Origin of the sequence: Hymenobacter rubidus (assembly GCF_016734815.1) — a bacterium.
Taxonomy (GTDB): domain Bacteria; phylum Bacteroidota; class Bacteroidia; order Cytophagales; family Hymenobacteraceae; genus Hymenobacter; species Hymenobacter rubidus.
The window spans coordinates 41,118-64,851 of sequence record NZ_JAERQF010000011.1; the positions used below are offsets into that span (position 1 = coordinate 41,118).

The 23,734-nt window shown below is 59.2% G+C and carries 23 protein-coding genes; 10 read left to right on the forward strand and 13 right to left on the reverse strand.

Annotated elements, in window-relative coordinates:
* Positions 1 to 40: 40 nt before the first annotated feature.
* The 10 genes from JKL48_RS09975 to JKL48_RS10020 all read right to left on the reverse strand — a co-directional run bounded on the left by JKL48_RS09975 (position 41) and on the right by JKL48_RS10020 (position 8,413).
* Positions 41 to 448: an ester cyclase gene (locus JKL48_RS09975; protein ID WP_201981951.1), complete on the reverse strand. Its 408-nt coding sequence runs from the start codon at positions 446 to 448 to the stop codon at positions 41 to 43.
* A 62-nt stretch (positions 449 to 510) separates the two neighbouring features.
* A complete protein-coding gene (locus JKL48_RS09980) occupies positions 511 to 951 on the reverse strand; it encodes an ester cyclase (RefSeq protein ID WP_201981953.1) in 441 nt (146 codons plus the stop codon).
* A gap of 25 nt (positions 952 to 976) precedes the next feature.
* A complete protein-coding gene (locus JKL48_RS09985; RefSeq protein ID WP_201981956.1) occupies positions 977 to 1,420 on the reverse strand; it encodes an ester cyclase in 444 nt (147 codons plus the stop codon).
* Positions 1,421 to 1,473: 53 nt separating this feature from the next.
* A complete protein-coding gene (locus tag JKL48_RS09990; RefSeq protein WP_201981959.1) occupies positions 1,474 to 1,911 on the reverse strand; it encodes an ester cyclase in 438 nt (145 codons plus the stop codon).
* 49 nt (positions 1,912 to 1,960) lie between these two features.
* On the reverse strand, positions 1,961 to 2,764 hold the full coding sequence (locus JKL48_RS09995; protein ID WP_201981961.1) for a nuclear transport factor 2 family protein: 804 nt from the start codon (positions 2,762 to 2,764) through the stop codon (positions 1,961 to 1,963).
* 37 nt (positions 2,765 to 2,801) lie between these two features.
* Positions 2,802 to 3,215 (reverse strand): ester cyclase, encoded by a 414-nt coding sequence (locus JKL48_RS10000; protein WP_201981963.1) that lies wholly within the window; start codon positions 3,213 to 3,215, stop codon positions 2,802 to 2,804.
* A gap of 68 nt (positions 3,216 to 3,283) precedes the next feature.
* A complete protein-coding gene (locus JKL48_RS10005; RefSeq protein ID WP_201981964.1) occupies positions 3,284 to 4,159 on the reverse strand; it encodes an ester cyclase in 876 nt (291 codons plus the stop codon).
* Positions 4,160 to 4,229: 70 nt separating this feature from the next.
* A complete protein-coding gene (locus tag JKL48_RS10010; protein ID WP_201981965.1) occupies positions 4,230 to 5,747 on the reverse strand; it encodes a GMC family oxidoreductase in 1,518 nt (505 codons plus the stop codon).
* Positions 5,748 to 5,805: 58 nt separating this feature from the next.
* Positions 5,806 to 7,539 carry a thiamine pyrophosphate-binding protein gene (locus JKL48_RS10015; RefSeq protein WP_201981966.1) on the reverse strand — a complete coding sequence of 578 codons (1,734 nt, stop codon included), beginning with the start codon at positions 7,537 to 7,539 and terminating at the stop codon, positions 5,806 to 5,808.
* A gap of 46 nt (positions 7,540 to 7,585) precedes the next feature.
* On the reverse strand, positions 7,586 to 8,413 hold the full coding sequence (locus JKL48_RS10020) for a type 1 glutamine amidotransferase domain-containing protein (RefSeq protein WP_201981968.1): 828 nt from the start codon (positions 8,411 to 8,413) through the stop codon (positions 7,586 to 7,588).
* Positions 8,414 to 9,638: 1,225 nt separating this feature from the next.
* Between JKL48_RS10020 and JKL48_RS10025 the strand changes: the two genes are divergently transcribed.
* From JKL48_RS10025 to JKL48_RS10035, 3 genes are all read left to right on the forward strand, one after another.
* The gene (locus JKL48_RS10025) at positions 9,639 to 10,181 is read left to right on the forward strand and encodes a TetR/AcrR family transcriptional regulator (protein ID WP_201981970.1); all 543 of its coding nucleotides are present in this window, start codon (positions 9,639 to 9,641) and stop codon (positions 10,179 to 10,181) included.
* 209 nt (positions 10,182 to 10,390) lie between these two features.
* Positions 10,391 to 12,178, forward strand: a complete 1,788-nt coding sequence (locus JKL48_RS10030) for a chloride channel protein (protein ID WP_201981972.1) — start codon at positions 10,391 to 10,393, stop codon at positions 12,176 to 12,178.
* Between the two features lie 49 nt (positions 12,179 to 12,227).
* Complete coding sequence (locus JKL48_RS10035) at positions 12,228 to 13,514, forward strand: BaiN/RdsA family NAD(P)/FAD-dependent oxidoreductase (protein WP_201981974.1); 1,287 nt, start codon at positions 12,228 to 12,230, stop codon at positions 13,512 to 13,514.
* Between the two features lie 40 nt (positions 13,515 to 13,554).
* Here JKL48_RS10035 and JKL48_RS10040 read toward each other — a convergent pair whose 3' ends face one another.
* On the reverse strand, positions 13,555 to 13,824 hold the full coding sequence (locus JKL48_RS10040; protein ID WP_201981976.1) for a hypothetical protein: 270 nt from the start codon (positions 13,822 to 13,824) through the stop codon (positions 13,555 to 13,557).
* A gap of 183 nt (positions 13,825 to 14,007) precedes the next feature.
* On the opposite strand from JKL48_RS10040, the gene JKL48_RS10045 reads away from it, so the two are divergent.
* Together JKL48_RS10045 and JKL48_RS10050 are read left to right on the forward strand one after the other, a co-directional pair.
* Positions 14,008 to 15,456 carry a DNA integrity scanning protein DisA nucleotide-binding domain protein gene (locus JKL48_RS10045; RefSeq protein WP_201981977.1) on the forward strand — a complete coding sequence of 483 codons (1,449 nt, stop codon included), beginning with the start codon at positions 14,008 to 14,010 and terminating at the stop codon, positions 15,454 to 15,456.
* 304 nt (positions 15,457 to 15,760) lie between these two features.
* Positions 15,761 to 16,459: a hypothetical protein gene (locus tag JKL48_RS10050; RefSeq protein ID WP_201981978.1), complete on the forward strand. Its 699-nt coding sequence runs from the start codon at positions 15,761 to 15,763 to the stop codon at positions 16,457 to 16,459.
* A gap of 42 nt (positions 16,460 to 16,501) precedes the next feature.
* Here the strand turns inward: JKL48_RS10050 and JKL48_RS10055 are convergent, their stop codons facing one another.
* Positions 16,502 to 17,491: an aldo/keto reductase gene (locus tag JKL48_RS10055; RefSeq protein WP_201981980.1), complete on the reverse strand. Its 990-nt coding sequence runs from the start codon at positions 17,489 to 17,491 to the stop codon at positions 16,502 to 16,504.
* A 142-nt stretch (positions 17,492 to 17,633) separates the two neighbouring features.
* Here JKL48_RS10055 and JKL48_RS10060 point away from each other — a divergent pair, with 142 nt between their 5' ends.
* The 5 genes from JKL48_RS10060 to JKL48_RS10080 all read left to right on the forward strand — a co-directional run bounded on the left by JKL48_RS10060 (position 17,634) and on the right by JKL48_RS10080 (position 21,745).
* Positions 17,634 to 18,557, forward strand: a complete 924-nt coding sequence (locus tag JKL48_RS10060) for a class I SAM-dependent methyltransferase (protein ID WP_201981981.1) — start codon at positions 17,634 to 17,636, stop codon at positions 18,555 to 18,557.
* A gap of 344 nt (positions 18,558 to 18,901) precedes the next feature.
* Positions 18,902 to 19,375, forward strand: a complete 474-nt coding sequence (locus tag JKL48_RS10065; RefSeq protein ID WP_201981982.1) for a hypothetical protein — start codon at positions 18,902 to 18,904, stop codon at positions 19,373 to 19,375.
* 9 nt (positions 19,376 to 19,384) lie between these two features.
* Positions 19,385 to 20,059 carry an SCO family protein gene (locus tag JKL48_RS10070; RefSeq protein ID WP_201981984.1) on the forward strand — a complete coding sequence of 225 codons (675 nt, stop codon included), beginning with the start codon at positions 19,385 to 19,387 and terminating at the stop codon, positions 20,057 to 20,059.
* A gap of 126 nt (positions 20,060 to 20,185) precedes the next feature.
* Positions 20,186 to 20,584 carry a c-type cytochrome gene (locus JKL48_RS10075; protein WP_317191921.1) on the forward strand — a complete coding sequence of 133 codons (399 nt, stop codon included), beginning with the start codon at positions 20,186 to 20,188 and terminating at the stop codon, positions 20,582 to 20,584.
* A 231-nt stretch (positions 20,585 to 20,815) separates the two neighbouring features.
* Positions 20,816 to 21,745: an enhanced serine sensitivity protein SseB C-terminal domain-containing protein gene (locus JKL48_RS10080; protein ID WP_201981989.1), complete on the forward strand. Its 930-nt coding sequence runs from the start codon at positions 20,816 to 20,818 to the stop codon at positions 21,743 to 21,745.
* A 412-nt stretch (positions 21,746 to 22,157) separates the two neighbouring features.
* Here the strand turns inward: JKL48_RS10080 and JKL48_RS10085 are convergent, their stop codons facing one another.
* Complete coding sequence (locus tag JKL48_RS10085) at positions 22,158 to 23,681, reverse strand: hypothetical protein (RefSeq protein ID WP_201981991.1); 1,524 nt, start codon at positions 23,679 to 23,681, stop codon at positions 22,158 to 22,160.
* Between the last annotated feature and the right edge of the window lie 53 nt (positions 23,682 to 23,734).

Genomic DNA, 23,734 nt, shown 5'->3' on the forward strand with positions numbered 1-23,734 from the left:
GGCGTTACGAGTGAAAAAATAAGCGGCAGGCCTGCGCGAACTACTTGAGCTGGTTTATCAGCCCCCAGTCGTCCCAGTTAGCCCAGGCTTCGGTGATTTTGCCATCCACCACGTGGTACATCACCAGGCCTTTCCATACCGCTTTGCGGCCGGTGCCTTCGATGCCACCAAACGGATGCAGGTGCGTGCCAGGCGCCTGGAAGCGGACCACCACTTTATCGCCCTCAGCCACGATGTCAACAATTTTCAATTCCAGGTCGGGAAATGCCCCGTAGAGCATATCCATCTGCGAATGCAGCGCATCTGCACCCTGGATGGCCTCGGGCACCGCCGAGCGGTCGATGTAAAAGCCGGGAGCCGTGAACTCCGTGAATTTGCTGAAATCACGATTCACGAGAATGGCGTCGACGTAGGCCCGCACGACTGCCTTGTTTGCTTCAATGGACATAAAAATGAGGTAATGTGGTTGAAAAAATACATCGTGCCGCAGTCAGCACACCCTTTGTTCGACTAGCTGTTGTACAGCATGGTAATGCCGTTAATCTGCTTCATCATGCTGATAACGTCGTTTTGCACCCGTGCTTCGGTGAGCTTTCCTTCTTCGTTGAAGCGGAAAAACGTCATGCCTTTAATAGCAACGGGGTTGCCGCTGGCCGGCACGTTACGCCAGGTGTCCTGGTGCTTGGTGGTCGACATGTTCCAGAACGCCGCGCCCTTCAGTTCCGTCGTCACGATGTCGTCGCGCGTGGTCTTGTAGGTAAGGTTCTCGAAGATGCGGCGATTGTTTTTCACCAGCCCTTTGAAAGCCTCCAGCCCATCAAGGTGCGCAAAAGCCAGAATGAACTGAAAGTTGGGGTCGCAAATCTCGTCGGCGGTTTCCATGTTGCCCTGGCTCCAGATTTCATCAAAAAAGCGGAGGAGGTAGGAAGTATTCTGTTCGATGCGGTCCATAAGAGTAGCTTATTTGGGTTTGGCGTTAGATATCGTACATTTTTTTCACCCCCCCGATGGTGAGCATGAACTTGAGCACGTCGTTTTGCACCCGGGCCTCGGTCATCTTTCCGGCTTCGTTGAAGCGGAAAAAGGTCATGCCCTTGATGGCCACGGCCTCGCCGCTGGCCGGCACATTGCGCCAAGTCCCTCGGTGGTTGCTGGTCGACATGCTCCAGAAGGCTGCGGCCTTTTGCTCGTCGGCCACCACGTCGTCGAGCGAGGCCAGCGAGTACGTGAGGTCCGCAAAAATCTCGTGGTTCTTGATGACCAGATTTTTGTATGCTTCGCGCCCGTCGAGCTGCGCAAACGCGAGGATAAACTGGAAATCGGGTGCCAACACCTCTTCCATGGCGGCCTGGTCGCCCTTCGACCATATTTCTTCCAGGAAGCGGCGGACGGCCTCCTTATTTTCGTCGATGCGACTCATGCGTGTGGTCTGAGGGTGAACGGGATGTGATGGGGGAGAAAGAGGACGGCGGCTTAGGCGCCGGGAGGAGGAGGCACCACGCCCAGCTGCTGCAGCAGGCCCAGTTCGTCCACATTGGCCCAGCGCTCGGCAATTTTGCCGTCGGCCATGCGGGCCGTGGTCGTACCCGTGAAGGTCAGGCTTTTGCCGCTCGGCGGCATGCCCATCACACCGCCCGTGTCGGTACCGGTCAGGCTCCAGCGGTGCACCACTTTGTCAGCGGCATAAATCTCATCGAGGATGGTGAGGTGAATGTCGGGCATGGCGTGCCGGAACATGCCCACAATGCCCTGGAAGCTCGCTACGCCGGGCTCCGACTTGGCTTTGCCGCCTACGAAGGAGTGGTCCATCGCATCGGCTGTCACCAGGTCAGCCCGCACGTTGCCGGTATTCCAGGCTGATTCAAAAAATTCTCTGCAAACCGCATTATTTTGTTCGGGAGTGGTCGACATACAATTTGGTGTTTTGGAAAAAAAGGTGAAAATCTTTGGTAATTCTGAATCAATGGTGGTTCTGGCGGCTGGCGGCGCCAAACGCGGCGTCGGTGGGCAGCACACCGCTTAGCTGGCCCACGAGCTGCCGGCTCACGGCCCCGCCTCCCGGTCGCAGCATCACGTCATACACTTGGCGCATCCCCAGGCTGCTGGCCACGGTGGCTTCAAACCACACGTAATCGGCGTCGCTGGTGATGTTTTCAACCGATACCGGCTTGAATCCGGATTCACGGGCAAACAAATCGGTGAAGAGCTGGCGAATAGCCGGGCGGCCGGTCACATTCACCTGCCCGGTCACCAGTTGGGCATCCTCGGTAAAAAAGTCATCGGCCAGACCGTCGGCGTCGCTCATGCGGTGGTACTCCAGGTAGCGCTGGTGAAAGCCATGCGTGGTCGGGTCGGCTGGCGGAACGGGCAGGTTGGCCAAGTCGCCGGGCTGCCACGGTGTGCCGTGTTTGAGGCCAAAGAGTTGGAGGTATATCTTTCCCTCACGCACAAACTTTACTTCGTACACGCGGATGGGCTCTTCCCCTGTGGGCTGCTGAATGCTCAGTTCTAGCCAGATGTAGTCGGAGCCGGTGATAAACTTGTCGATGGAGCGACTTCCCAACTGGCCGAGGCGCTTCAGGTAGGTTTGCAGCACCTGGCCAATAGCCGCGTGCCCGTCTGCCCGAAACTGAAAGGTGTGCAGCCGCGCATCGGGCGCGTAGCAGGCCTGGAGCAGGCCGGCCACGTCGCCCCGTTCCAGGTAGCTCACTTGCGTGGCCTGAAAAGCTTGGGCAGCAGCACTATCAGCAAACGCGGCGGACACGGTATGGAATAAAAAAGTGTAAAAAGCTCCCGTTGGCTTAGGACGGAATCATCCCCAATTGCTTGAGCAGGCCCAGGCTGTCGCCCGACATCCACATTTCGACAATGCGGCCGTCTTCGATGCGGAACATGTTGAGCCCCTGGTCGGTGACGCGACGCTGCGTAGCGGGCTGGCCCAGGAACTCGCCCGTGTGATTTGCCACGTACGACCACTGCGCCACTACCTTATCGCCTTCCGCCACCAGGTCATGCACCGTAAAGTGCACGTCGGGAAATGCCGACCTAGAGGTATCAAACCACTTGTGCAGGGTGGGCGGCTGGTGGGCCTGGCCGGGCGGGAAATGGAATTTCAGGTCCGGCACCGTGATTTCATCAATCACGCCTCGTTGCTTGTCGTTCCAGAGGTCATGCCAGTAGCGCATGACCACCGCTTTGTTTGCTTCTAAGGACATTAGGTATGCAGAAAAAAGGTATTCTACAGGTCTGAAATCTGAGTCGCCGACGGCGCGACTTCGCTTGGCTAGGCCGGAATAGCGCCCAGCTGTTGCATCAGCCCGAAGTCGTTCTCATTCACATGCACCGACACAATTTTGCCGTGGCGAATGGTGAAAATGTCAATGCCGAAATCCTTGATGTGGTTGCCGGTGGCCGGCGCCCCCAGGAATTCGCCTTTGTGCGTGCCTTCAATGGACCAGCGGCTGGCCACCTTGTTGCCTTCCGCAATCTGCCGCAGCGAGGTAAACTTAATGTCGGGGAAGGCATTGCGTAGGTACTGCACGAAGCCGCGGAAGGCCTCGTAGCTGGCAATGGGTTCCGGTTGAGTAGGGATGATGAAAGCGAAATCGGGCGCGAGAATTTCCTCGATTACTTCGAGTTTGCCCTCGCTCATGATGTCCTGGAAGTAGCGCTTTACCAAGGCTTCATTTTGGGCAGCAGTGGTTTCGGCCGCTGCTGCGGGTGGGGATGGTATCACCTCCAGTTGCAGCATCAGCCCCAGCGTGTCTTCATGGCCGATGGATTCGGTAATCTTACCGTCCTTAATGGTGTGCCAGGTCATGCCATCAATCTGGAAGAAGTTACCACTTGCCTCCACGTTGCCTTTTACTGTGAGCAGCGGGCCGCCGGTGTGCGTACCACCGCCCAGCCAGCGCGTGGCCACCCAGTCGCCGCTGGCTACCATGTCCTGCGGGTCGATATAGAAGTCGGGAAAAGCATCGTGCAGCATTTTCACCAGCCCGATGAAGCTATCCGGCCCCACAAAAGGCTCGGGGTGCGTGGGCAGGGTGAACACAAAATCCGGCGCGAGAAGCTCATGCGCCGTCGCCTCGTTGGCCTGGTTCATGATTTCGTGGAAATAGCGGCGCGAAATCGCCTTATTGGGGTTGCTAGCAGCCATGCAGATAAGGTGTACTCAGTACGTGAAGGGTGAAAAAATTAAAGCCCGGCGTCAAAGCCAGAAAAATTTACTAGGCATCCGCCAGCAGCATTTCGGCCGCTCGCTCACCAATCATAAAACAGGCCGCCACGGTATTACCGCTCGTTACGACGGGCATCACCGAAGCATCGGCCACCCGCAGGCCGGCCACCCCGCGCACGCGCAGTTGCGGGTCCACCACGGCCAGCTCGTCTTGCCCCATGCGGCACGTGCCGGCCGGGTGCCACAGCGTCGAAGCCTGCGAACGGATAAAGCCGTCGGGGTCGCCGGGGCCGGGAGCCAGCTCGCCGCCGTTGAGCGGGCTGTAGGCAGCCGTTTGGCTTATCCGACGAATGAGGTCCAGCGCCTTGTGAAACACCTCAATATCGACCGGGTCGCTCAGGTAGTTAGGGTTAACAAGGGGTTTGTCCAATGGGTCAGCGGAGCGCAGGCGCACTTCGCCAACGCTCTTGGGCTGCACCAGAATGGGCAGAAAAATGCTCACCGGCCCGCCAAAGTCGGGCAGATGCGGCGCCAGTGGCGCCGGAATGCTGGGCGTATAGTTCAGTTGCAAATCGGGCGCCGGAGCCTCCTCCTTCGTTTTCACAAACAGCACGTTACCAGTTAGAACCGTTGTCATGGGCCGGTCGCCCAGGCTACGGAATATCACGGGCAATTGCACATGGTCCTGCAGGTTCTGCCCCACTCCCGGCAGGTCTGCCTGCACCGGTATGCCAACCTCGGCCAGGTGCGCGGCCGGGCCAATGCCCGAGAGCAGCAGCAGCTTCGGCGACTGCAGGGCTCCGGCGCTCAGCACCACTTCTTTTTCCACCGCCAAGGTCACCAACTCATCTTTGATTTGGTACTCCACCCCCACAGCGCGGCCGTTTTCCACCACGATGCGCGTTACCTGCGCCCCGGTAATGATGGTCAAATTCGGACGCTCCTGGATGGGCTGCAAGAATGAGAGGGCACTGGTATCGCGCTGGTTGTCGGGCGTGATGTGAAACTGCAAAAAACCGGCGCCGTTTTCCTGGCGTTCGCCATTATAGTCCCAGCGAGGACCATCGTAGCCCAGCTCTACCGCACCCTGCAAAAACTCGTCGGAGCGCGACACTTCATCAGGACAATCGCGCACCCAAATTTCACCCTGGTCGCCGTGGTAAGCCGAGGCTCCACCTTCGTAATTTTCAATCTTTTTAAAATACGGCAGCACATCGGCGTAGCTCCAGCCGGTAGCTCCCTGAGCGGCCCACTGGTCGAAGTTGGCCGGGTTGCCTCGCACATACATCATGGCATTGATGCAGGTGCTGCCACCCACCACTTTACCTTGGTTGATGGTGATTTCCCGGTTGGCCAGGCCAGCCTGCGGGGTAGTGGGCAGGGCCCAGTCTACCCTCGAGCCCCAAAGCTCCACAAACCCACCGGGATTGGTCACATCCGGTTCAAAGTCCCAGTCGCCCGCCTCAAGCACAACTACCTGACAATCAGGATTTTTACTGAGACGGTTGGCCACGACGCTACCCGATGCTCCAGCACCGATAACCACGTAATGACAAGAAGATGCCATGGCTAAGTGAGTAAAAACTTTAATGCAGAAGAAAGGAAAGAAAGGAGTCAGCCATTGGCTACGAACCCGACTGCGAGCAAACCGCTTGAATCAAATCCGGGTGGAAATTGCCTTCGAGCACTAGGTCAATCAGGAAGGGCTTGTCATCGGCCAGCATGCGGTCGATAGCCGGACCGATTTCAGCCTCCGTTTCCACCCGCACCGCGTCAACCCCCAGGGACTTGGCGAGGTCGGCGAAGTGAATGGGCGGATGCGAAAGGTCGAATGAAAGCGGGTGGTTATGCGCCGCAATGCCCCGCTCCTGCCAATACACATCAATGTTGAGTTGCAGCAGCTTGTAGGAGCCGTTGTTGCACACCACGAACTTCGCGCCGGCGTTATGCCGCACGGCCGACCACAAGGCCTGAATGGTGTACATGCTGCCACCATCCCCCGAGAAGCCGATAACCGTCTTGTTCGGGTGCACCAGCTTTACCCCAATGGCCCCCGGAAAACCTACTCCCAGCGAGCCACCCCGCGTGGTGAAGTAAGAGCCGGGCGCACGCGGCGGAATGGCATGCTGCACCGCCGGCGAACTAGTGAGGGCTTCGTCAAAGATGATAACATCGGCAGGCACTTTCTGCGCCAGCACGTCGGCAAACTGAGACATCTTCAGTCGCTTGGCCTCGCCCGAATTGGTTTCAGGCGTTGCAGCGGGTTTGGCAGCGGCTTGCTTGGCCTCGCGGGCCGCTTGCAAGCGGCTTTCGGCGGCCTGTTGCTGCGCGGGGGTGCGCTGCTTTTCCAAGGCAGTTGCCAGGGCCTGCAAGGATAGTTTGGGGTCACTCACCACGCCAAGGTCTACATGGTGGTTCTTGGCGATTTCGTAGGCATTCAAGTCGAAATGCACCACTTTGGCGCCCGGCTTCCAGATGTCTTCCAGTCGCGGAAATACCTCTGGCAGCACGTAGGTACCCACTATCAGGTTGGCGTCGCCCTTGCTGGTGATGGGGTAGCTGTATTCGCCAAACATGTGGCCGGTGGTGCCCTTGTAGAGCGGGTGGGTATTGTCGATGAACGTGTCACCAAATTCAACGCCGTACACCTCCGCGCCCAGCAGTTCGGCCACATGGGCCAGTTCGCTGTTGGCGCCGGAGTAGGCCACGCCATCCCCGGCAAAAATCATGGGCACTTCGGCCGCCAACAGCAGGCGGGCCGCCTCCTCAATCAGCTCCGGCGCGGGCGCTACACGAGTTGAGGGCAAGCTGGTGGGCACCACAACTTCTTCGTTGATGGCATCCAGCACGTCCATCGGCAGGCACAGGTACACCGGACCCATGGGCGGAGTAGCCGCTATTTTAATAGCCCGACGCAACGTCCGCAACAGCGACTGCGGCGACATCACCATCGCCGAGTATTTGGTTACGGGCGCCATCATGGCCACCAGGTCGTTGGCCATCTGCGCGTCCATGTTGGCGTAGCGGATGCCGGCATCAGAGCCGATAACCACCAACGGTGCATGGCCCCGCTTGGCCTGATACAGGGCGCCCACCGCGTTGCCGATGCCCGGCGAGCTGTGAAGCTGCACGAGGGTCGGCTTCTGGGTGGCACGCGCATGGCCGTCGGCCATCATCACGGCAATGGTTTCCTGTAGCGTGAGGATGTACTTCATGGCCGGGTACTCGGCCAGCGCGTCCAGAAAACCCTGCTCTACCGTGCCGGGGTTGCCGTACATGTGGTCCATGCCATCGGCCAGAAACTGCTCGATAATCTTTTGATTACCGGTTTTCGGAGCCGAAGGCGAATGGTTGTCCACCGAGCCGCTGTTAACCAGTGGCTCCGCAACCGCTTGCTGAGTGGGGCTACCAGCCATAGCGCGTCACCCCTTTATCCAGCACCGCTACCATCTGGTCGCCAAACTCGAAAGAGCATTGCAGCGACCGGGCCGTGATGAACGGATAATCCACAATCACTGAGGTTTCCTTGCCAAAATTGCCGTGGTACTGGCCTTCGGGCCCTACCGCGTCGGCCAGGATGTACTCGAGCACGTACGGGGGCGGGCCCATGTTCAAATCGGTGTGCAGGAAGCCCGTACCATCGTGGTAGTCGTACTCAATGCAGTGGCCGGTAACGTGCTTGCCTTTGATGATGGAGCGCCGCTCGTTGAAATCGCGGGCAAAAACCAGCGGAGCCACGCCGTAGCAGATGGCACCAATCGGCATTCTTTTCTTGTAGAAACCCAGAATGATGTCGTGCACCCGCTGGTTGTTCACCATGTCGATGATGGGCCCGCTGCCACCCACCAGCAGCAACCCGGCATACTCTTCGGTGAGTTGCTCCTGCGCCTCCTTCACGTCGGAGAAATACTTCTCAAACTTGCGCAGAAAATCAGGGGTAGAGAAATACGGGCGCTCCGGCACCACTTCCGACATGTTGCGGCGCTCTTCCAGGCGGTTGGTGGCTTCAAAAGCTTTCACCATCTCGGCAGCCTGCGGGGTAGTCACGCATACACCCAGGGGCGGGTCAACGTAAGTCGTGTCGTAACTCGGGGGCAGGGCTTCAGCTTTTTTGCCGGTCGGCGTCATGAACTCGACCGTGTAGCCTGCCTCTTCCAACTTCGTAAGCGGAGCGACTAGTTCGATGCCCCAGTATCCGTATTCAGACAGGATGGCAAGTATCTTCTTTGACATAGCTTAAAAAAAAGGTGAGAGGAAGCAGAATGATTACCAAGGCAAAACTATGGGCCCCGAACAGGCATCGCAATGACATGATGATGTCATGCCGACGGGGTACTTACTTTAAAGCAATAGGGGCCTTTCAAGCTTTGGATGCATACCAGGAGCTATTTATATGAATGGTTCAGCAAAATGCTTATAGCCGTCCCTTAGTTGTAGCTGCGAATAGACGATAAAAGCTTGAACTACCTGAAAATAACAGATACTTGCTGCGTGCCGCAGGCAAAGGCCAATCAGAAAAACCGCTCGAAACCAAACCGTGAGCGTTCAAATGCAGCGCTTAAAGTTGCACCGGCAAATCAACTACTAAATTCCCACATATCATAAAATAGAGTGGGAATATTTTGTGAATTTTATGGGAATTATCGCAGTAAAAACAATAAACATATTATATAGGAATAAATTCACAATATAATAACTCACGCGAAAAGTTGTGCGCATGTTGCGCCCTAACTTAGGGCCGGCTTAAACCGGTGAGCGGAGCATGGCCAATGAGCCCAATCGTTTGTTGTCAGGCCTTGCTCGCACCGTAAGCAAGGGGTACTATGAAAAGAGTGCCGGAAAACGCCCGGCAACCGCCGCGGTTTTGTACCGTTTGGGGCCGGAGTATGCTCAGCAAATGACGGGAAATTACCCCAAACTAGGCAAGCCCTCGAGCCCTTTCGTCAATAATACCATACAAACCAATAATTATTTCACTGATTTACAATAACGTGAGTGTTCACTTACAAATAGTGAGCTGGCACTCATCCATACAAGTAAATTCCTCTACTACCTTTGTCCCGTTGTCACACGATATCTCACCCGTTCGTCCTGATAACCAAATTCCCACGTCCTGTTTAACCAGATGAACTCCCACCCCGTCTGGCAAACTTAGCTGAAACCGTTGGCCTTCGCCCTAGAAGCGCCCGACTTTGGGTTCAGCATATTGCAGCCGGCTAAATCGAACGCTCTTCGATTTGGTCGGCTGTATTTTTTAAGGCGTCAACCAAGGGCTTTGCGCCTGGTAAGCAGGCGGATGCAGCTCGTCCTTCTGCCTGATGGAGTGGCGGTGCAGGTGTGGCCAAATGGTATTCAGGCTCGTCTATTCCGTCGATAGCCCGTTATTTGCCAAAGCCTCTGCCTGCTTTGCAGCGCAGCAGCATCTTCTTCGGCTATCTGTTTTTATACGGTTTAGGTTATGACCAGTCATTCTAAAATTGAGCAATCCGCCCTGCGCCTGTTTGGCGAACGCGGCTACGACGACACTTCCACCCTACTGATTTCGCGCAATGCCGGGGTGTCGGAAGCATTGCTTTTCAAGTACTTTCTCAGCAAGGAAAAGCTGTTCGAATACCTCATTAAGCAGGGCTTTCAGCGCATTGTGGAGGCCAACCGCGGCATCCTGACGGAGAAAAACCCTCGCGTCCTTATCGAAAACATCATCGACCTGCCTTACAAGCTGGTGCAGGAAGAACCCGATTTCTGGAAGGTACAGGACAAGGAATTTAACAAGCCGCTGGTGCAGAAATATTTCCAGCGCTTCATGAGCCCCATCGACAGCTTACTAAGGCAGGCGTTTGTGGAGCTTGGCGTTGACAACCCGAAAATGACAACGCTCCAGCTTCTGCTGCTCATCCAGAGCCTGTGGCGCAACCTGCTGTATGAGCACGACGATAACCTGGTGCAATTGGGCGAACACCTTAAGCAGACGTACATCACCATCATTCCGGCGCAGAAATAAAGGAATGCTGGCAGCACACCGGTGGCTGTGCCTCCAGCGATGCATTGCCACCGGTGTGCTGCCAGCATTCATGCTTCACTCATTATCGAAGCGTAAATTAAAGCGCTAATTGCAAACACCTGACCGTAAGCCCGAAACCCACACAACAGGGATTACATCTATCAGCGCCACTTTTGCGTTGGTAATGGGGTTCCTTGTGCTGCCCGTCTATGCCTCACCACGCCGTTCATCGCCTGTTGCGTCCGCTGCTTGTGTGGCGTGCGCGCCACATCAGCGAGCGGATGTACATGCTCATTCTGAGTGTGCTGGTGGGCGCGGGTGCAGGCCTGGCAGCCGTTGCGCTTAAGAATTCGGTGCATTGGGGGCAGGAAATGCTGAAGCAAGGGATTTCGGAGCCCAGCCGGGTGTTTGCGCTTTCGGTGTACCCGGTTATCGGCATCGCGCTTACGGTGCTCTTTACCAAGCTCTTCCTGGGCGGGCAGTTGGGCCGGGGCATTGCACCCATCATCTACAACACGGCGCGGGAAGGCAGCGTGGTGCCGCGCTCCAAGATTTACTCGCAGCTGATTACGGCTTTCCTGACGGTCACCTTTGGGGGCTCGGCCGGCACGGAGGCCCCCATTTCGGTCACCGGGGCTGCGCTGGGCTCCAACGCCGGGCGCGTGCTGCACCTGGACCGCCGTCGGCGCCGCCTGCTCACGGGCTGCGGCGCCGCGGCGGGCGTGGCCGCTATTTTCAATTCGCCCATTGCGGGCGTGCTGTTTGCCGTCGAAACCATTCTGCTGGAGCTGCCCGCGCAGTATTTCATTCCGCTGCTTATTTCTTCGGCCACGGCCACGGTGGTGTCGAAGGCGTTGTACGAGGGCCAGCCGTTCGTGCTCATTACCACCAGTTGGCCCGTGGATGCGGTGCCGTTTTACATCCTGCTGGGGCTATTTACGGCTTTCTTCTCGGTGTATATGATTCGGACCTACCATTGGTTCGACCATTTTTTTGAGCGCTGGCCGGGGCTGGACTGGCGCAAAGTGCTGGTGGGCGGCGCCCTGCTGGGGGGGCTGATTTTCTTGTTTCCAACGCTTTACGGCGAGGGGTACAACACGGTGCAGCTGCTGCTGGGCGGCCACGCAGAACGCCTGACCGACGGCAGTATTTTTTCGGTGTATCAGGACAACAACCCCTGGCTTTTGTTGGTATTGGTGCTGTTCAGCATGCTGCTGAAGGTGGTGGCCACCAGCATTACGGTGGGCAGTGGCGGCAACGGGGGCATGTTTGGCTCGTCGCTCTTTGCGGGGGCAATGGCCGGTTTTTTCTTTGCCCGCCTCATCAATCTGAGCGGGCTGATTCACATTCCGGAAGTGCATTTTGTGGTGCTGGGCATGGCGGGCACGCTGGCGGGCGTCATTCATGCGCCGCTCACGGCCATCTTCCTCATTGCCGAAATCACGGGCGGCTACGCGCTGTTTGTGCCGCTGATGGTGGTTAGCAGCTCTTCTTATCTGATTACCAAATACTTCGAGCCGTACTCGGTGTACACGCGCAAGCTTACGGCCCGGGGCGTGGATGTGTATGCCAACCGCGACCGAGGCCTGCTGGCCCAGCTCGACCCCCGCAAGCTGCTCGAAACCGACTTCATTCCGGTGCGGCCCACCACCACGCTGGGCGAGCTGGTGGACATATTTCGGCACGCCTCGCGCAACTTGTTTCCGGTGGTGGCGGCCGGGGGCCGGCTGCTGGGCGTGGTCAGCCTCGATTCGGTGCGCGATGCGCTGTTCGACGATGCCCATTATGCTACTACCAAAGTGCGCGAATTGATGCGACCCGCTCCGGCCGTGGTGGGCCCCACCGATGATTTGGAGCATACCCTGGGCCTGCTCGACCGCCACGGCGCCTGGGCCCTGCCGGTGTGCGAGGAAGATGGCCGCTACCTGGGCTTCATTCTGAAATCGGCCATTCTGGCCCGGTACCGACGCCAGCTCATCCAGGAAAGTGAGGCCTGACGCTACGCTTAATGAGGAATGAGGAATTTAAATTTGGGACGTTGTTCTTTTGCATCTCTTCACCGTTAATTCTTCATTCCTCATTCCTCATTCTTCATTTAGCGTAGCGATAATAGGCGGTGGGCCGGCCGGGCTTATGGCGGCCCAGCAGCTGGCCGAAGCTGGCATGGCCGTGCAGCTTTACGAGGCCCAAGCTACGGTGGGGCGGAAATTTCTGGTAGCCGGACACGGGGGCTTCAACCTGAGCAATGCGGAAGAAATAGCCGCCTTTAGCGAACGATATGGGCAAGAGGCGGGCCGGTTTGCTGGCTTACTCCACCATTTTTCGCCGAATGACTTGCGGGCCTGGGCCGCTGATTTGGGCATTGAAACCTTTGTAGGCAGCAGCGGACGGGTATTTCCGGTGGCGGCGCACAAGCCGGCCGCTGTGCTCAGGGCTTGGCTGGGCCGGCTGCGTGCGTTGGGCGTGGAAATCAATACCCGGCACCGCTGGCTGGGCTTTGTAGGGGCCGCCGGCCTGCGCATGCGCAATGAGCGTGAAGGAGCAGGCCAGGAATTTACCCTGGAACCCGAGGCCACTGTGCTGGCCCTGGGTGGGGGTAGTTGGACCAAAACCGGCTCTGATGGGGCCTGGGCGCCGCTGTTGCAGAACATCGGGGTGCCGGTGGTGCCTTTTGCGCCGGCCAATTGCGGCGCCGAGCTGGCATGGTCAATGTTTGTCCGCGACAAAATTGGGCGGACACCGCTCAAGAACATTGCACTGCGGGTGAACGACGGGCCGGCCATTCGCGGGGAAATTATGCTGACTGCGTATGGCGTAGAGGGCACGCCGGTGTATGCGCTTACGCCCCAAGTTCGGGCGGCACTGGCCGGCAGCGGTCCAGCCACCCTGCATTTAAACCTAAAGCCCGACTTGTCTCCTGCTGCCCTGCTGCTGAAACTGAAGCAGCCCAGAGGGAAACTTTCGTTCGCGGAATTTCTTAAAAAGGCACTCCACCTGGGGGCACCGGTGCCGACGCTGCTGCGGGAGGTTCGGGCCGATGTGGCAACCCTGGGGCCGGAAGAATTGGCGCGGCTGCTGGTCGCCATTCCGCTGAATGTGACGGGACTGCGCCCGCTGGAAGAGGCTATTTCAACGGCCGGTGGGGTAGCTTTCGAGGCGGTAGACGAGCATTTGATGCTGCGGCAAAGGCCGGGCACCTACGTGGCCGGGGAAATGCTAGACTGGGAAGCGCCTACGGGCGGCTATCTGCTGCAAGGCTGCTTCAGCACCGGCGCCTGGGTGGCGCAGGCAATAATTGGTAGCCAGCTGGCCCGTGGCAGTTCAGAACAATAGCTAAACAACTGTAATAGAAGCCTTAACCGACCATCGGGTTCTACAGATTTCGCTGCTCGGCTTCGGTTTTGGCGCGGGCTTCGGCTTCGCGGAGGATGCCGCGGGCTTCGGCCAGCAAGCGACGGCCGGGGTTGAGCTCGTCGCGCGCGATGAGGGCAAAGAGCAGGAAAAACGAAACCAGCGGCAGCACCCAGCCCAGCACGAACCACAGCCAGAACGAGCGTCCCCGGCTGTGGGCACAGTAGCCGGTCAGAATCGGGATGAAGGAAATGGCCACCGCCATCACGAAAAGCATGTCGACAAAGAGCATAGGCTTGCACGGATGGAGGGTGGAAAAAAGCGGCCGGCGCTAGCCCGAAGATACAGCTTTGGGCGGAGTGCGAGAAGCCCTAAACGAGGAAATTTGTTTTGCTACGCCACTATCCAGCCGTTTTTTCCGTAGTTCGGGCTGAAGTTGGGCCCGCAACGGGGCCTGGCCGTTCTGAATTTGCCCATGTGGGAACACCAAAGCCTGTTTCGCGTTTCTGCCCAGCTCTTTGCCGAGGGGGTTTTTAATCTGCTCGACCGCAACCTGCGGCCCGAGGTGTTTCTTTTGGGGTTCGCCTCGGCCAAAGAAGCCGACGAGCCCGAAGCCGTGGTAGTAGAGCCCGCTTCGACACGCTATACGCCCATTGACTTTCAGCAAGTTAAAACCAGTGCCGCCACCCTGGAAGCCGATACCGGCCCGCAGGGCTCGGTATATCACCTGCACCCCAACGACCACGACCGGTTCGAGAAGCAACACTGGTACGAGCTCATGTGCCGGGCAACCGAAAGCCGACTCCATGAACTGACCACCAGCCGCCAGGAAAACCGCCGCTCGTTCTGCTCCACGCCCGTCAGCCTGCAAGGCTATTTGGTGACGGTGGTGTTGCAGCTGGCAGCCGACTGTTACGACGGTTATTATGCCTTGCCCAAACCTGGGGCCGGACGCCCCGCCAACCTGCCCCACGCGGCCGTGCTGGAGTTTCTGCACGACTGCTCCCGCGCCCTGCGCGAAGCCGACACGGCCGACAACGACCAACCCGTGCTCGACCGCGACTACAACGAGCTGCTGCGCTCGGCCGGGCGGCGGCTGATGCTGCGGGTGGCCCCGGCCGGCACCCACGGCCTCTACGACGCCTGCAACGGCGTGGCGGCTTTGCGCCACGAGGGCGACGAGGGCATTGGGACGATGCTGATTAGCCGGCGCCTGCACCCGGCCGTGGTGCCGGTGCTCACGCTGGAAACCCCGGTGCCCATGCGCGACCACCGCTCCATTCGCAAGCTGCTGGAGCTGAGCGAGGGCCACACGGCCCTGATTTCGGATGCCTCGCATGTGTTTGGGCTGGGCCAACTGGTGCCGGAATCGGACGCGCAGTACGAGCCGCTGGTGACGGTACATTTCACCAACCACTACAGCTGGGAAATGAGCCACGCCGGCCACGTGCTCATGCGCGTGGTGAGCAACACCCCTCGCCTGCCGCAGGGCCGCGTGGCCGCCGACAACTTTGCCCGCATTGTGCGCATCGTGTTTCCATCCCTCAACCCGGATAGCATCGAATACCTCTGGGACTTAGCCCAGAAAGCCACCACGCAGCCCAACGGTACCATTCTGGTCATCACCACCGGGGCGGCCCACGAGGCGCAGCGCCTCACGCGCCAATGCTTCCGGGTGGTGCCGCGCATCATGACGCCCACCGTGCTGCGCCTCGTCACCAATATCGACGGGGCCGTGCTCATCGAGCCCAACGGGGTATGCCACGCCATCGGCGCCATCCTCGATGGCTTGGCCACGGCTAAAGGCGACTCCTCGCGCGGCTCCCGCTTCAATTCGGCCCTGCGCTACGTGAACAGCAGCCAGTATCCGGTGCTGGCCGTGGTGGTGAGTGAAGACGGCTGGATTGATTTGCTGCCGTCGTAGTGGCCAGGTAGCCTAGGAGCATAGTGGCATATTAGTTAGCACCTGGTGCGATGTCTTTGCTGCCAGCTATTTCGTAGCATCCTATTGACTGAAAAGTCCCTTATTACGAAGGAGACTTCTTCCAATTTAACCGTCTCTTTTGGGGTAATAGGCCTCTATAAAACAGGCAGAGTGTTTATCCTCTTAACAAGACGCTTAAACAGGTCAGCATTCGGTATTTTGTAAAGTCTGCTTTCTCAATATATTGATTCTGTACCGACGGCGAGGCTACGTTTATTTGCGAATATCCTCTTAAGACTTTCGCATGCGTCTTCTGTACAGCTTCTTCGCCCTTACCAGCTATCTGGTAGCTGGCAATTCCGTAAGTACCACTGCCCAAACCTTGCCATGCCATTCCTCCTATTGGTATGCGGGAGTAAAGGCTTCCTACCACCAATACGCGCAGCCGGAGACGGTTCATGGTAGCGGAAATTCCTCGCCTTACCTGCTAAAACCGGCACAAGTGCTGGTCGGATACCGGTTCAGTCAAGGGCAGAGCGTAGAAGTTAGCTTTATGAAATACCAGCGGGAAGCACCAGCTAACAGCAACCGGACCTATCTAGACCGTGGGGACTACTATTATTATTCCAACGAAGCAGTAGAAGCTTTTGCTATCTCAGCGCTACTGGCTGTGCCACTCGTGCACCCAAGTGAAGCTAGCCACTGGCAACTCGATGGGAGGATTGGAGGCAGTTACGTAATCACCCGTTTTACCGAAAAATATTATAATGTGCTTGCCATAAATCCAGGCATAACATATCCTACGCTTGAAGAACGGCGCAAATTAGGTGACCTGCCCCTCACCCTGGGGCTAGCCGGCAGCTACATTGTCGGCTCGCATTTAGCAGTAACGGCGGATGCCAGCGCACATGTATCATGGATATTATGCGTGGTTAAACTATTCGGCACATCCGGGTCCCCGGTAGGCGGTGGCGGTGGCATCGGCCTGCGTTACAACCTGTGAGGCAGGCCGATGCCACCGCCTTCTGCTTCAAACAAAATTAGCTTACCCGTTCACCGACGCCATCATGGCGGCCGGGTAGCGCGAGCCGGCGGCTTTGCCCTGCGGGGCAATTTCGTTTAGCTGCGCCAGTTCGTCTTTCGACAGTTCCACTTCCAGCGCGCCCAGGTTTTCTTCCAGGTACTTCACGCGCTTGGTGCCGGGAATGGGCACCACGTCGTTGCCTTGGGCCAGCACCCAGGCCAGTGCCAACTGGCCGGCAGTACAGCGCTTTTGCAGAGCCAGGTCGTTGATTCGGGCCACGAGGTCGAGGTTTTTCTGGAAGTTTTCGCCCTGGAAGCGCGGCGTGAAACGGCGGTAGTCGTCCTCGGCCAAATCCTCAAACCGTTTGATTTGGCCGGTGAGGAAGCCCCGGCCCAGCGGCGAATACGGCACAAAGCCCACGCCCAATTCGCGGATGGACGGCAAAATCTCGTCTTCCGGCTCGCGGCTCCAGAGCGAGTATTCGGTTTGCAGGGCGGCAATGGGGTGCACGGCCACGGCCCGGCGCACGGTGGCCGGCGCGGCCTCGCTAAGGCCCAGAAAACGCACTTTACCTTCTTCCACCAGCCGGCTCATGGCGCCCACGGTTTCTTCAATGGGCGTGTTGGGGTCCACGCGGTGCTGGTAGTACAGGTCAATGTGGTCGGTGGCGAGGCGTTTGAGGCTGGCTTCGCAGGCGGCTTTCACGTACTCGGGCCGGCCGTTGATGCCGCGCCGGGTGGGGTCGTTGGGGTCGCGTTGAATGCCGAATTTGGTGGCCAGCACCACGCTGCCGCGCTTGCCTTTAAAGGCCCGGCCCACCAGCTCCTCGTTTTTGAAGGGGCCGTACATATCGGCGGTGTCAAAGAAAGTGACGCCCAGGTCCAGGGCGCGGTGCAAGGTGCGGGTGCTTTCGGCGTCGTCCTGGCCGGCGTAGAAATCGGACATGCCCATGCAGCCCAGGCCGAGGGCCGAAACGGTGAGGCCGGATGGGCCCAGTTGGCGAGTTTTCATCGGGAAATTTGCGGTGTGGTTTGTGGTTAATGGATAAGAAAACCGGTTCCGGCTGCCATACCAACCGGCACCCCAAACCGACCAACTGCACTTTTTGATTTGTGATTTTCGTACCATTTGCCCAACTGCCAACCGAAGTTCTATGGTTACCCACGAACTACTCGCCGACATTGAAGGCATCGAAAGAAATGTAGCGCTTTACGAGGAAATCAATTTCAGTAGTCGGGCCGAAGCCCTCAATTTTCTCGAGTTCCACGTTCTCGACCGCTTGGACGGGCTGCTGATGGCCCAAAACCCCGCCGCCGACCTGCTTGCCCTCCGGCAGCGCGCCCAACAAGTGAAACACCGCTTGGAAGCCACCGATGAATCGCTGTTTCAGCAGTTGCGGGCCGATATTCGCGCCGGCCGCTGCCGGGGCCAAGCCTTGCGCACCCGGCTAACGGCTTACGCCCCTACGGAAGGCAGCACAGGCCACTCAGACGCCCCGGAAATCGGTTACGATGCCCTGGATGATTTTACCAACGGGTTGTTTACCAGCCAGGTTCTGCCGGATGAAACCATTGCGAAGGAGCCGGAAATGGTGTTTTACCAAAAAACCCCTGCCCGTATTATTCTCGACCTTGTCGGGCGTGCCCAACTCACCACGGAGGACGTGTTTTATGATATCGGAGCCGGCCTGGGGCAGGTTCCTATTCTGGTTCACCTCCTCAGCGGGGCCGTGGCCAAAGGCATTGAGATAGAGCCGGCTTACTGCGCCTTGGCCACCGCCTGGGCAGCCGATTTGCAGTTGCCGGGCGTTACGTTTATTGCAGCCGATGCCCGGCGCGCCGACTATTCCGATGGCACTGTTTTCTTCCTGTACACGCCATTTAGAGGCAGCATCCTGCAAGCGGTATTGGCAGAGCTGCGGCGCCAGGCCCAACACCGATGCATCACGCTTTTCACGTACGGCCCCTGCACGTTTCCCATTGCCGAGGAGTGTTGGCTCCGATGCGCTGACGAATCGAAGGTCCACCTCTACCAGCTGTGCGAGTTCCGAAGTTGCCCAGCCGGGCACGGGCTATAATTTAAGCAGTCGAGCGAAAATAACCGTAGTAAAAAGCCCGTCCTGCTGAGCGCAGTCGAAGCATCTCTACTGCAGCAGTAAATGATTACGCTCGTGGTAGAGATGCTTCGACTGCGCTCAGCATGACGGGCTAAATTCAATACGCTTACTGCTGCACCACCACTTAGTAAATGGGCATCCTCCCGGCAGTGGACTTTGCACTAAACAAGTCAAACCCACTATTATTCAGCACATAACAAACCGGTCTTTATCCAACTACCATTTCCGACACGCGCAACTGGGTGCAACAGCCCAGGAAACGGCACTTCGCCGGCTGTGCCTGCCTTGCGACGTACCTTTGCGCTGTGAAAACCTGCTTTAAAACCTGCTTTAAACGCACCCTGCGCATCGTTGCAGCGGCCGGCATTCCGGCACTGGCGGCCTGCTCCTCGCCCAACAAGCCCATCAATGAGCAAGGCGCCGCTTCGCTGGCGAGCGCGGCCGAAATGGCTCTGCTGAACCAGCACGATTCCCTCATGGCCCGCACCCAGCAGCTCTACATGTACAAGAGCAAGCTGGCGGGCTACCACACCGAGGCCGCCGCGCCCTACATCCACGGCCTGCTGGCGGCCGATGGAGCCATGCTGGCCTGGATGCACCAGTACAAAGCGCCCGACACCACGGCGGCCCCCGCCACCCGCCTCGCCTACTTCCAGCAGCAGCGGCGGGTGCTGGACGCCGTAAGCCAACAGTTCAGTTCCTCCATCGACTCGGCTACCCGCTTCACCGCGGCCCACCCGGCGCCCGGCGACGTGCCGCCCCCCGCCCTTTCCAAGTAACGCCTCATCATGCTCAACCGCTTCCTGCTGCCTGCGCTGGCTGCCACGCTGCTCACCACCGCCTGCACCGAGCCGCCCAAAACGGTGGCCGCGCTGCCCATCCTGGGCGAACGCGACGTGCGCCCGCGCGCCGACGGCGGCCCCGCCGACACCGTGTACGCCGCCGTGCCGGCCTTCCGCCTCACCGACCAGGCGGGCCAACCCGTTTCGAACCAAACTTTTGCCGGCCGCGCCTACGTCACCGATTTCTTTTTTGCCACTTGCCCCGGCATCTGCCCCAAAATGCAGAGCGAGCTGCTGAAGGTGTACAAGAAATTCCCCACCGACCCGCGCATCAGCTTTCTGTCCATCACCATCGACCCCGACCACGATAGCACCGCCGTGCTGCGCGACTACGCCCAGCGCCTTGGCATCGGCGATGCCAGTCGTTGGCATTTCGCCAGCCTCGGCGACCGCGCCAAGTCGTTTGAGCTGGCCAACCATTTGCTCACGGGCGTAGTGCCCGATAGCCTCGCCCCCGGCGGGCTGGCCCACAACGGCACCCTGGCCCTGGTCGATGACCGGGGCTACATTCGCGGTGCCTACGACGGCCTGAACGCGGGCCAGGTTGCAGCCTTGCAGCGCGACATTCCCGTTTTGCTTGCCGAGATTGACGGCCGCAAAAAAGGGGTAGCAAAGAAATAAAGCGCAGACATGAGCGAGAATGTCAGGCAGCGCGTCGAGAGTTTCTCACCCCCGGCCCCCTTTTCCCGCGGAGAAGGGGGCGCGCACTCGTGTCAGGCTCCCCTCTCCGCGGGAGAGGGGCCGGGGGTGAGGTTCCGCCCCGCCGTTCTGTTCGCCTTCCTTCCGCTGCTCGCCCTTGCCGGCTGCTTCAGCAACAACCGGCACCAGGGTGAAAAGCTATACGCCCAGCACTGCGCCAGCTGCCACGGCGACCAAGGGCAGGGCCTGGAACGACTCATCCCACCGCTAGCCGGTTCCGACTACCTCACCGACCACCGCCGCGAGCTACCCTGCCTGCTTCACAACGGCCAAAACGAAGTGATGGTGGTGAATGGCGTGGGCTACCACAACGTGATGCCCAGCAACAAAGGCCTGAGCCCCGCCCAGCTCACCAACCTGCTGAATTACATTGAAAGCCACTGGGGCAACGAGGCAGTTCCGCGCACCATTCACGACGTACAGGCGCAGCTTGACAAGTGCCGGTGAACACGCGTGTCGTGCCGGATTGTGCGTAGGCTTGCCTCGCCGAAGCACGGTTTGTAGTAAGTCGCTAGCGCAGGCTTGGCAAGCCCCTGCACTGTGTGCACGCCGGAAAAAAGGGCCGAATGACTTGTGCTATTTCCTGCTCCACCAACGTTCCAGCGCCTCATTCCCTCCTTACCTAACCCATTTTTCGCCGTAGATTGCACCCCAATCCATTTGCATCTTGAATTCCCTATGGGCCTGTTCGACTTCCTGAAAAATAAACCCGCCGACGACAAGCCGGCTTCTGCTGCTACGCCCGGCACCCCCACCCCCGCCCCCGAAAAACCCGCTGGCGGGCCGCGCTACCAAGGCGCCAAGTTTACCGCGCCGCCCGAACCCGCAGCGCCGGTGCCCACCTACCAGGTGCCCGAGCCGCTGCCCCTGCCCTTCAAGCCCGAGAACGTGCTGGAGCAGCTGTTGCTGCTGGCCGCTACCGACGAAAACGCCCGCCCGGCCTTTTACCAAGCCTTATTGCAAGAGGAAATCCTCATGATTCTGGCGCCCATGGAAGGCATCGAGCCCGGCGAAGTTACCCTCGCCGAAGGCCAGGAAATCCAGCTCCAGATTCTGAGCGACGGCAAGCTGCCCATTTTCTCCTCGCCCCCGCGCCTCAGCGACGGTGGTGTGGACAATGGCCCCGTGAGCTACGTGCGCATTCCCGGCCACGCGTTCTTCAACATGGTGCAGGGCCAAGACTGCGTGCTGAACCCCTTCTCGCCCGCTGGCAAGCTCCTGCCGAAGGACGAGCTGGCGGCCCTGCTCAACGGCCAGCTCACCGGGCCGCTCTCGCCCGCCGGCGGCGATGCCCAAGTACTGCTCAGCCAACCGGCCGAGTACCCGCAGGCCATTGCCGATGGCGTAGCTGCCTGGGCGGCCAGCCAGCCTCACATCGAAGCCGCCTACCTGGCCCAGATGCAGCTCGCCAACAACCCCGACGTGCCCCGCCTGCTCCTCGCCTTCATCAGCACCAATCCCGACCCCAGCTTCATGCAGGAACTCGGCCCGGTGCTCGAGGGCAAGACCAACGTTTACCAGTTCGTCGATTTGATGCTGCTGGACATGAACTCGGAAGAGGGCGTGAATCCGTACTTCCGCACCATTGAGCCGTTTTATCAGAAGTAGCAAAACATATGACTCCCCTCCTTACCAAGGAGGGGAGTTTTCGCGCGGCGAAAATGGGGTTTGGTTGTGGCATGTGCACCGGCTCCTCTCATCCGAACGTCAGGCTTAGAGTAATTTCGGAGTCGGTGTACAGGCGCTGGAAGTAGCGCGAACGGTGTAGTTCGCGCTACTTCCAGCGCCTGTACACCGACTCCGAAACCGCTGCAATATAGCCAAACCCGAATAATTGCTTCAAAAAACTCAGCAGGCAGTTTTTTTTGCGGAAACATTCATCTCAGCGAGGCGCTTGGCTAGCAGAATACCCACACATCGAAGCTGTTTCGGAAGGGTGTCGTTTGCCGGTCCGACGGCCTAAACAACTTCATCAGCAGTAATGCCCTACATGCTTGGCGGTCTGGTGCCCCTTGCACGGCTACTCTTCCGGCAGCTTATTGTATACCTGCGTTGGCGGGGCGCTTTCCTGGTCGAACCGGACGCCCTTGGTTTTCTTGGCGGCTTTCAATTCATCAGTCCCTGCGCCACCAAATATTCTGATTGCAGGCTTGCGGCCAGGTCCATCCTGCTCGACTACAAACACATCATCGCCGCCCAAGCCTTCGATTTGAATGCGTTGGGTCTCAGCGGGTAGAAAAGCCCGGTGGTAAAATGGCGCCGCAGTAGCAGCCGCCTGCACCGTGACCACCGTCGAATCAGCATAGCGGTGAATGACGAACCGCTCGGCCTGGTCCGTGCCGCCGATGCGCGGCCGCCGGGCCAGCTCACGGTAAAATCCATCGGCCAGGGCAGGCAGCTGCTCGCGGCGGGCTTGGAGGGCCGCAATGGTGCGCGGGCCTTCCAGGGCAAAGGCGGCCGCCGGCAGTCGGTGCACGGCCCGCGCAAGGAGGGTGTCCGGCAGGCGCTGCTGCATGGCACGGGCCGTGGCCAGGAACTGACTGCGATTGAGAGCATTCAACCCGCGTTGGTCGAGGTAGTGGCCCGAACCCATCAGGCCGGCCGGATGCTTGTAGCGCGGCGCAAACGTGACCCAGTGCCGCAGCGCCAGATGCCCCACCAGCCAGCCCAGCACCCCATCATCGAGGCGGTAGAACACCATGTCACGGTCCTTCGGCAGCGGCATCAACGCCATGACTCCGCCTTTGGTAGGCGGCATCAGGGCCCAGCTCCATTGGCCGGGGTGGCGGTCCCAGTCACCCATCCAGCCGTCGAGCAGGCGGGCGCGCAGCAGCGCGGGCTGGTCGATTTGGTGAGTCGGGCTGGCATAGAGCGCCGTGAAAGCTTTGGTGCTGTTGACCACGGCCGTTGGGGCGGGCAGGGCGGCCGGCAGGGACGCCGCTTTTTCTTCCAGAAAAGCCAATTGGCCCCGAAAATGCTGCAGTGAATCGGTTTGAAAAGCCGGGGCATTGGCGCGCACGTAGTACAGGCGCGGGTTGGCATGGGGCACCCCCGCAGCTTCGGCCAGCACCGGCACGGTCAGGCTGGCGTAGGGATTGGTGGCGGAAATATTGTCGCGCAGCGCATTCACCAGAAACGTGCCCCGCAGCCACTCCGGCGTGGCCCGGATGGGGTCCTTGTCCACGGTCCGGACCACGTAGGCACGGCCGTCGGCCCCGTTCAGGCCCAGACTGGTGCTGTTGAAGCCTCCGCCTACTTTGCCGGGCAGCAGCCCCCCTGCCCTGACCGAGCTTAGCTGCAGCACCGGCGCGGCCACCGGCGCGGCCCAGGTGGGACGGTGATGCCGGCCCACCAGCGCATTGTAGAGGCCGCTGTGGTGGGCATATTGCCGGCCAGCGGTGGCGCCGCGCACACTGTCGGCCCCGGCGGGCAGGGCGCTGGCAGCGTCGGGCCGGGCATCGGGTTGGAAAAACTGCCGACGCACGCAGCCCGTGCTCAGCACAAATGCGGCGAAAGCGCCGGCCAGTGAAAAAAATGTGCGCAAACGAAACGTGGTCAAAAGCTAAACGGGAACAAAGGCTGGGGTTTGAACGGCAG

Coding starts and splice junctions, on each gene's coding strand:
- JKL48_RS09975 (WP_201981951.1), bottom strand. CDS start 448: ATGTCCATTGAAGCAAACAAGGCAGTCGTGCGGGCCTACGTCGACGCC.
- JKL48_RS09980 (WP_201981953.1), bottom strand. CDS start 951: ATGGACCGCATCGAACAGAATACTTCCTACCTCCTCCGCTTTTTTGAT.
- JKL48_RS09985 (WP_201981956.1), bottom strand. CDS start 1,420: ATGAGTCGCATCGACGAAAATAAGGAGGCCGTCCGCCGCTTCCTGGAA.
- JKL48_RS09990 (WP_201981959.1), bottom strand. CDS start 1,911: ATGTCGACCACTCCCGAACAAAATAATGCGGTTTGCAGAGAATTTTTT.
- JKL48_RS10000 (WP_201981963.1), bottom strand. CDS start 3,215: ATGTCCTTAGAAGCAAACAAAGCGGTGGTCATGCGCTACTGGCATGAC.
- JKL48_RS10005 (WP_201981964.1), bottom strand. CDS start 4,159: ATGGCTGCTAGCAACCCCAATAAGGCGATTTCGCGCCGCTATTTCCAC.
- JKL48_RS10010 (WP_201981965.1), bottom strand. CDS start 5,747: ATGGCATCTTCTTGTCATTACGTGGTTATCGGTGCTGGAGCATCGGGT.
- JKL48_RS10020 (WP_201981968.1), bottom strand. CDS start 8,413: ATGTCAAAGAAGATACTTGCCATCCTGTCTGAATACGGATACTGGGGC.
- JKL48_RS10025 (WP_201981970.1), top strand. CDS start 9,639: ATGACCAGTCATTCTAAAATTGAGCAATCCGCCCTGCGCCTGTTTGGC.
- JKL48_RS10030 (WP_201981972.1), top strand. CDS start 10,391: ATGCCTCACCACGCCGTTCATCGCCTGTTGCGTCCGCTGCTTGTGTGG.
- JKL48_RS10040 (WP_201981976.1), bottom strand. CDS start 13,824: ATGCTCTTTGTCGACATGCTTTTCGTGATGGCGGTGGCCATTTCCTTC.
- JKL48_RS10045 (WP_201981977.1), top strand. CDS start 14,008: ATGTGGGAACACCAAAGCCTGTTTCGCGTTTCTGCCCAGCTCTTTGCC.
- JKL48_RS10050 (WP_201981978.1), top strand. CDS start 15,761: ATGCGTCTTCTGTACAGCTTCTTCGCCCTTACCAGCTATCTGGTAGCT.
- JKL48_RS10055 (WP_201981980.1), bottom strand. CDS start 17,491: ATGAAAACTCGCCAACTGGGCCCATCCGGCCTCACCGTTTCGGCCCTC.
- JKL48_RS10060 (WP_201981981.1), top strand. CDS start 17,634: ATGGTTACCCACGAACTACTCGCCGACATTGAAGGCATCGAAAGAAAT.
- JKL48_RS10070 (WP_201981984.1), top strand. CDS start 19,385: ATGCTCAACCGCTTCCTGCTGCCTGCGCTGGCTGCCACGCTGCTCACC.
- JKL48_RS10080 (WP_201981989.1), top strand. CDS start 20,816: ATGGGCCTGTTCGACTTCCTGAAAAATAAACCCGCCGACGACAAGCCG.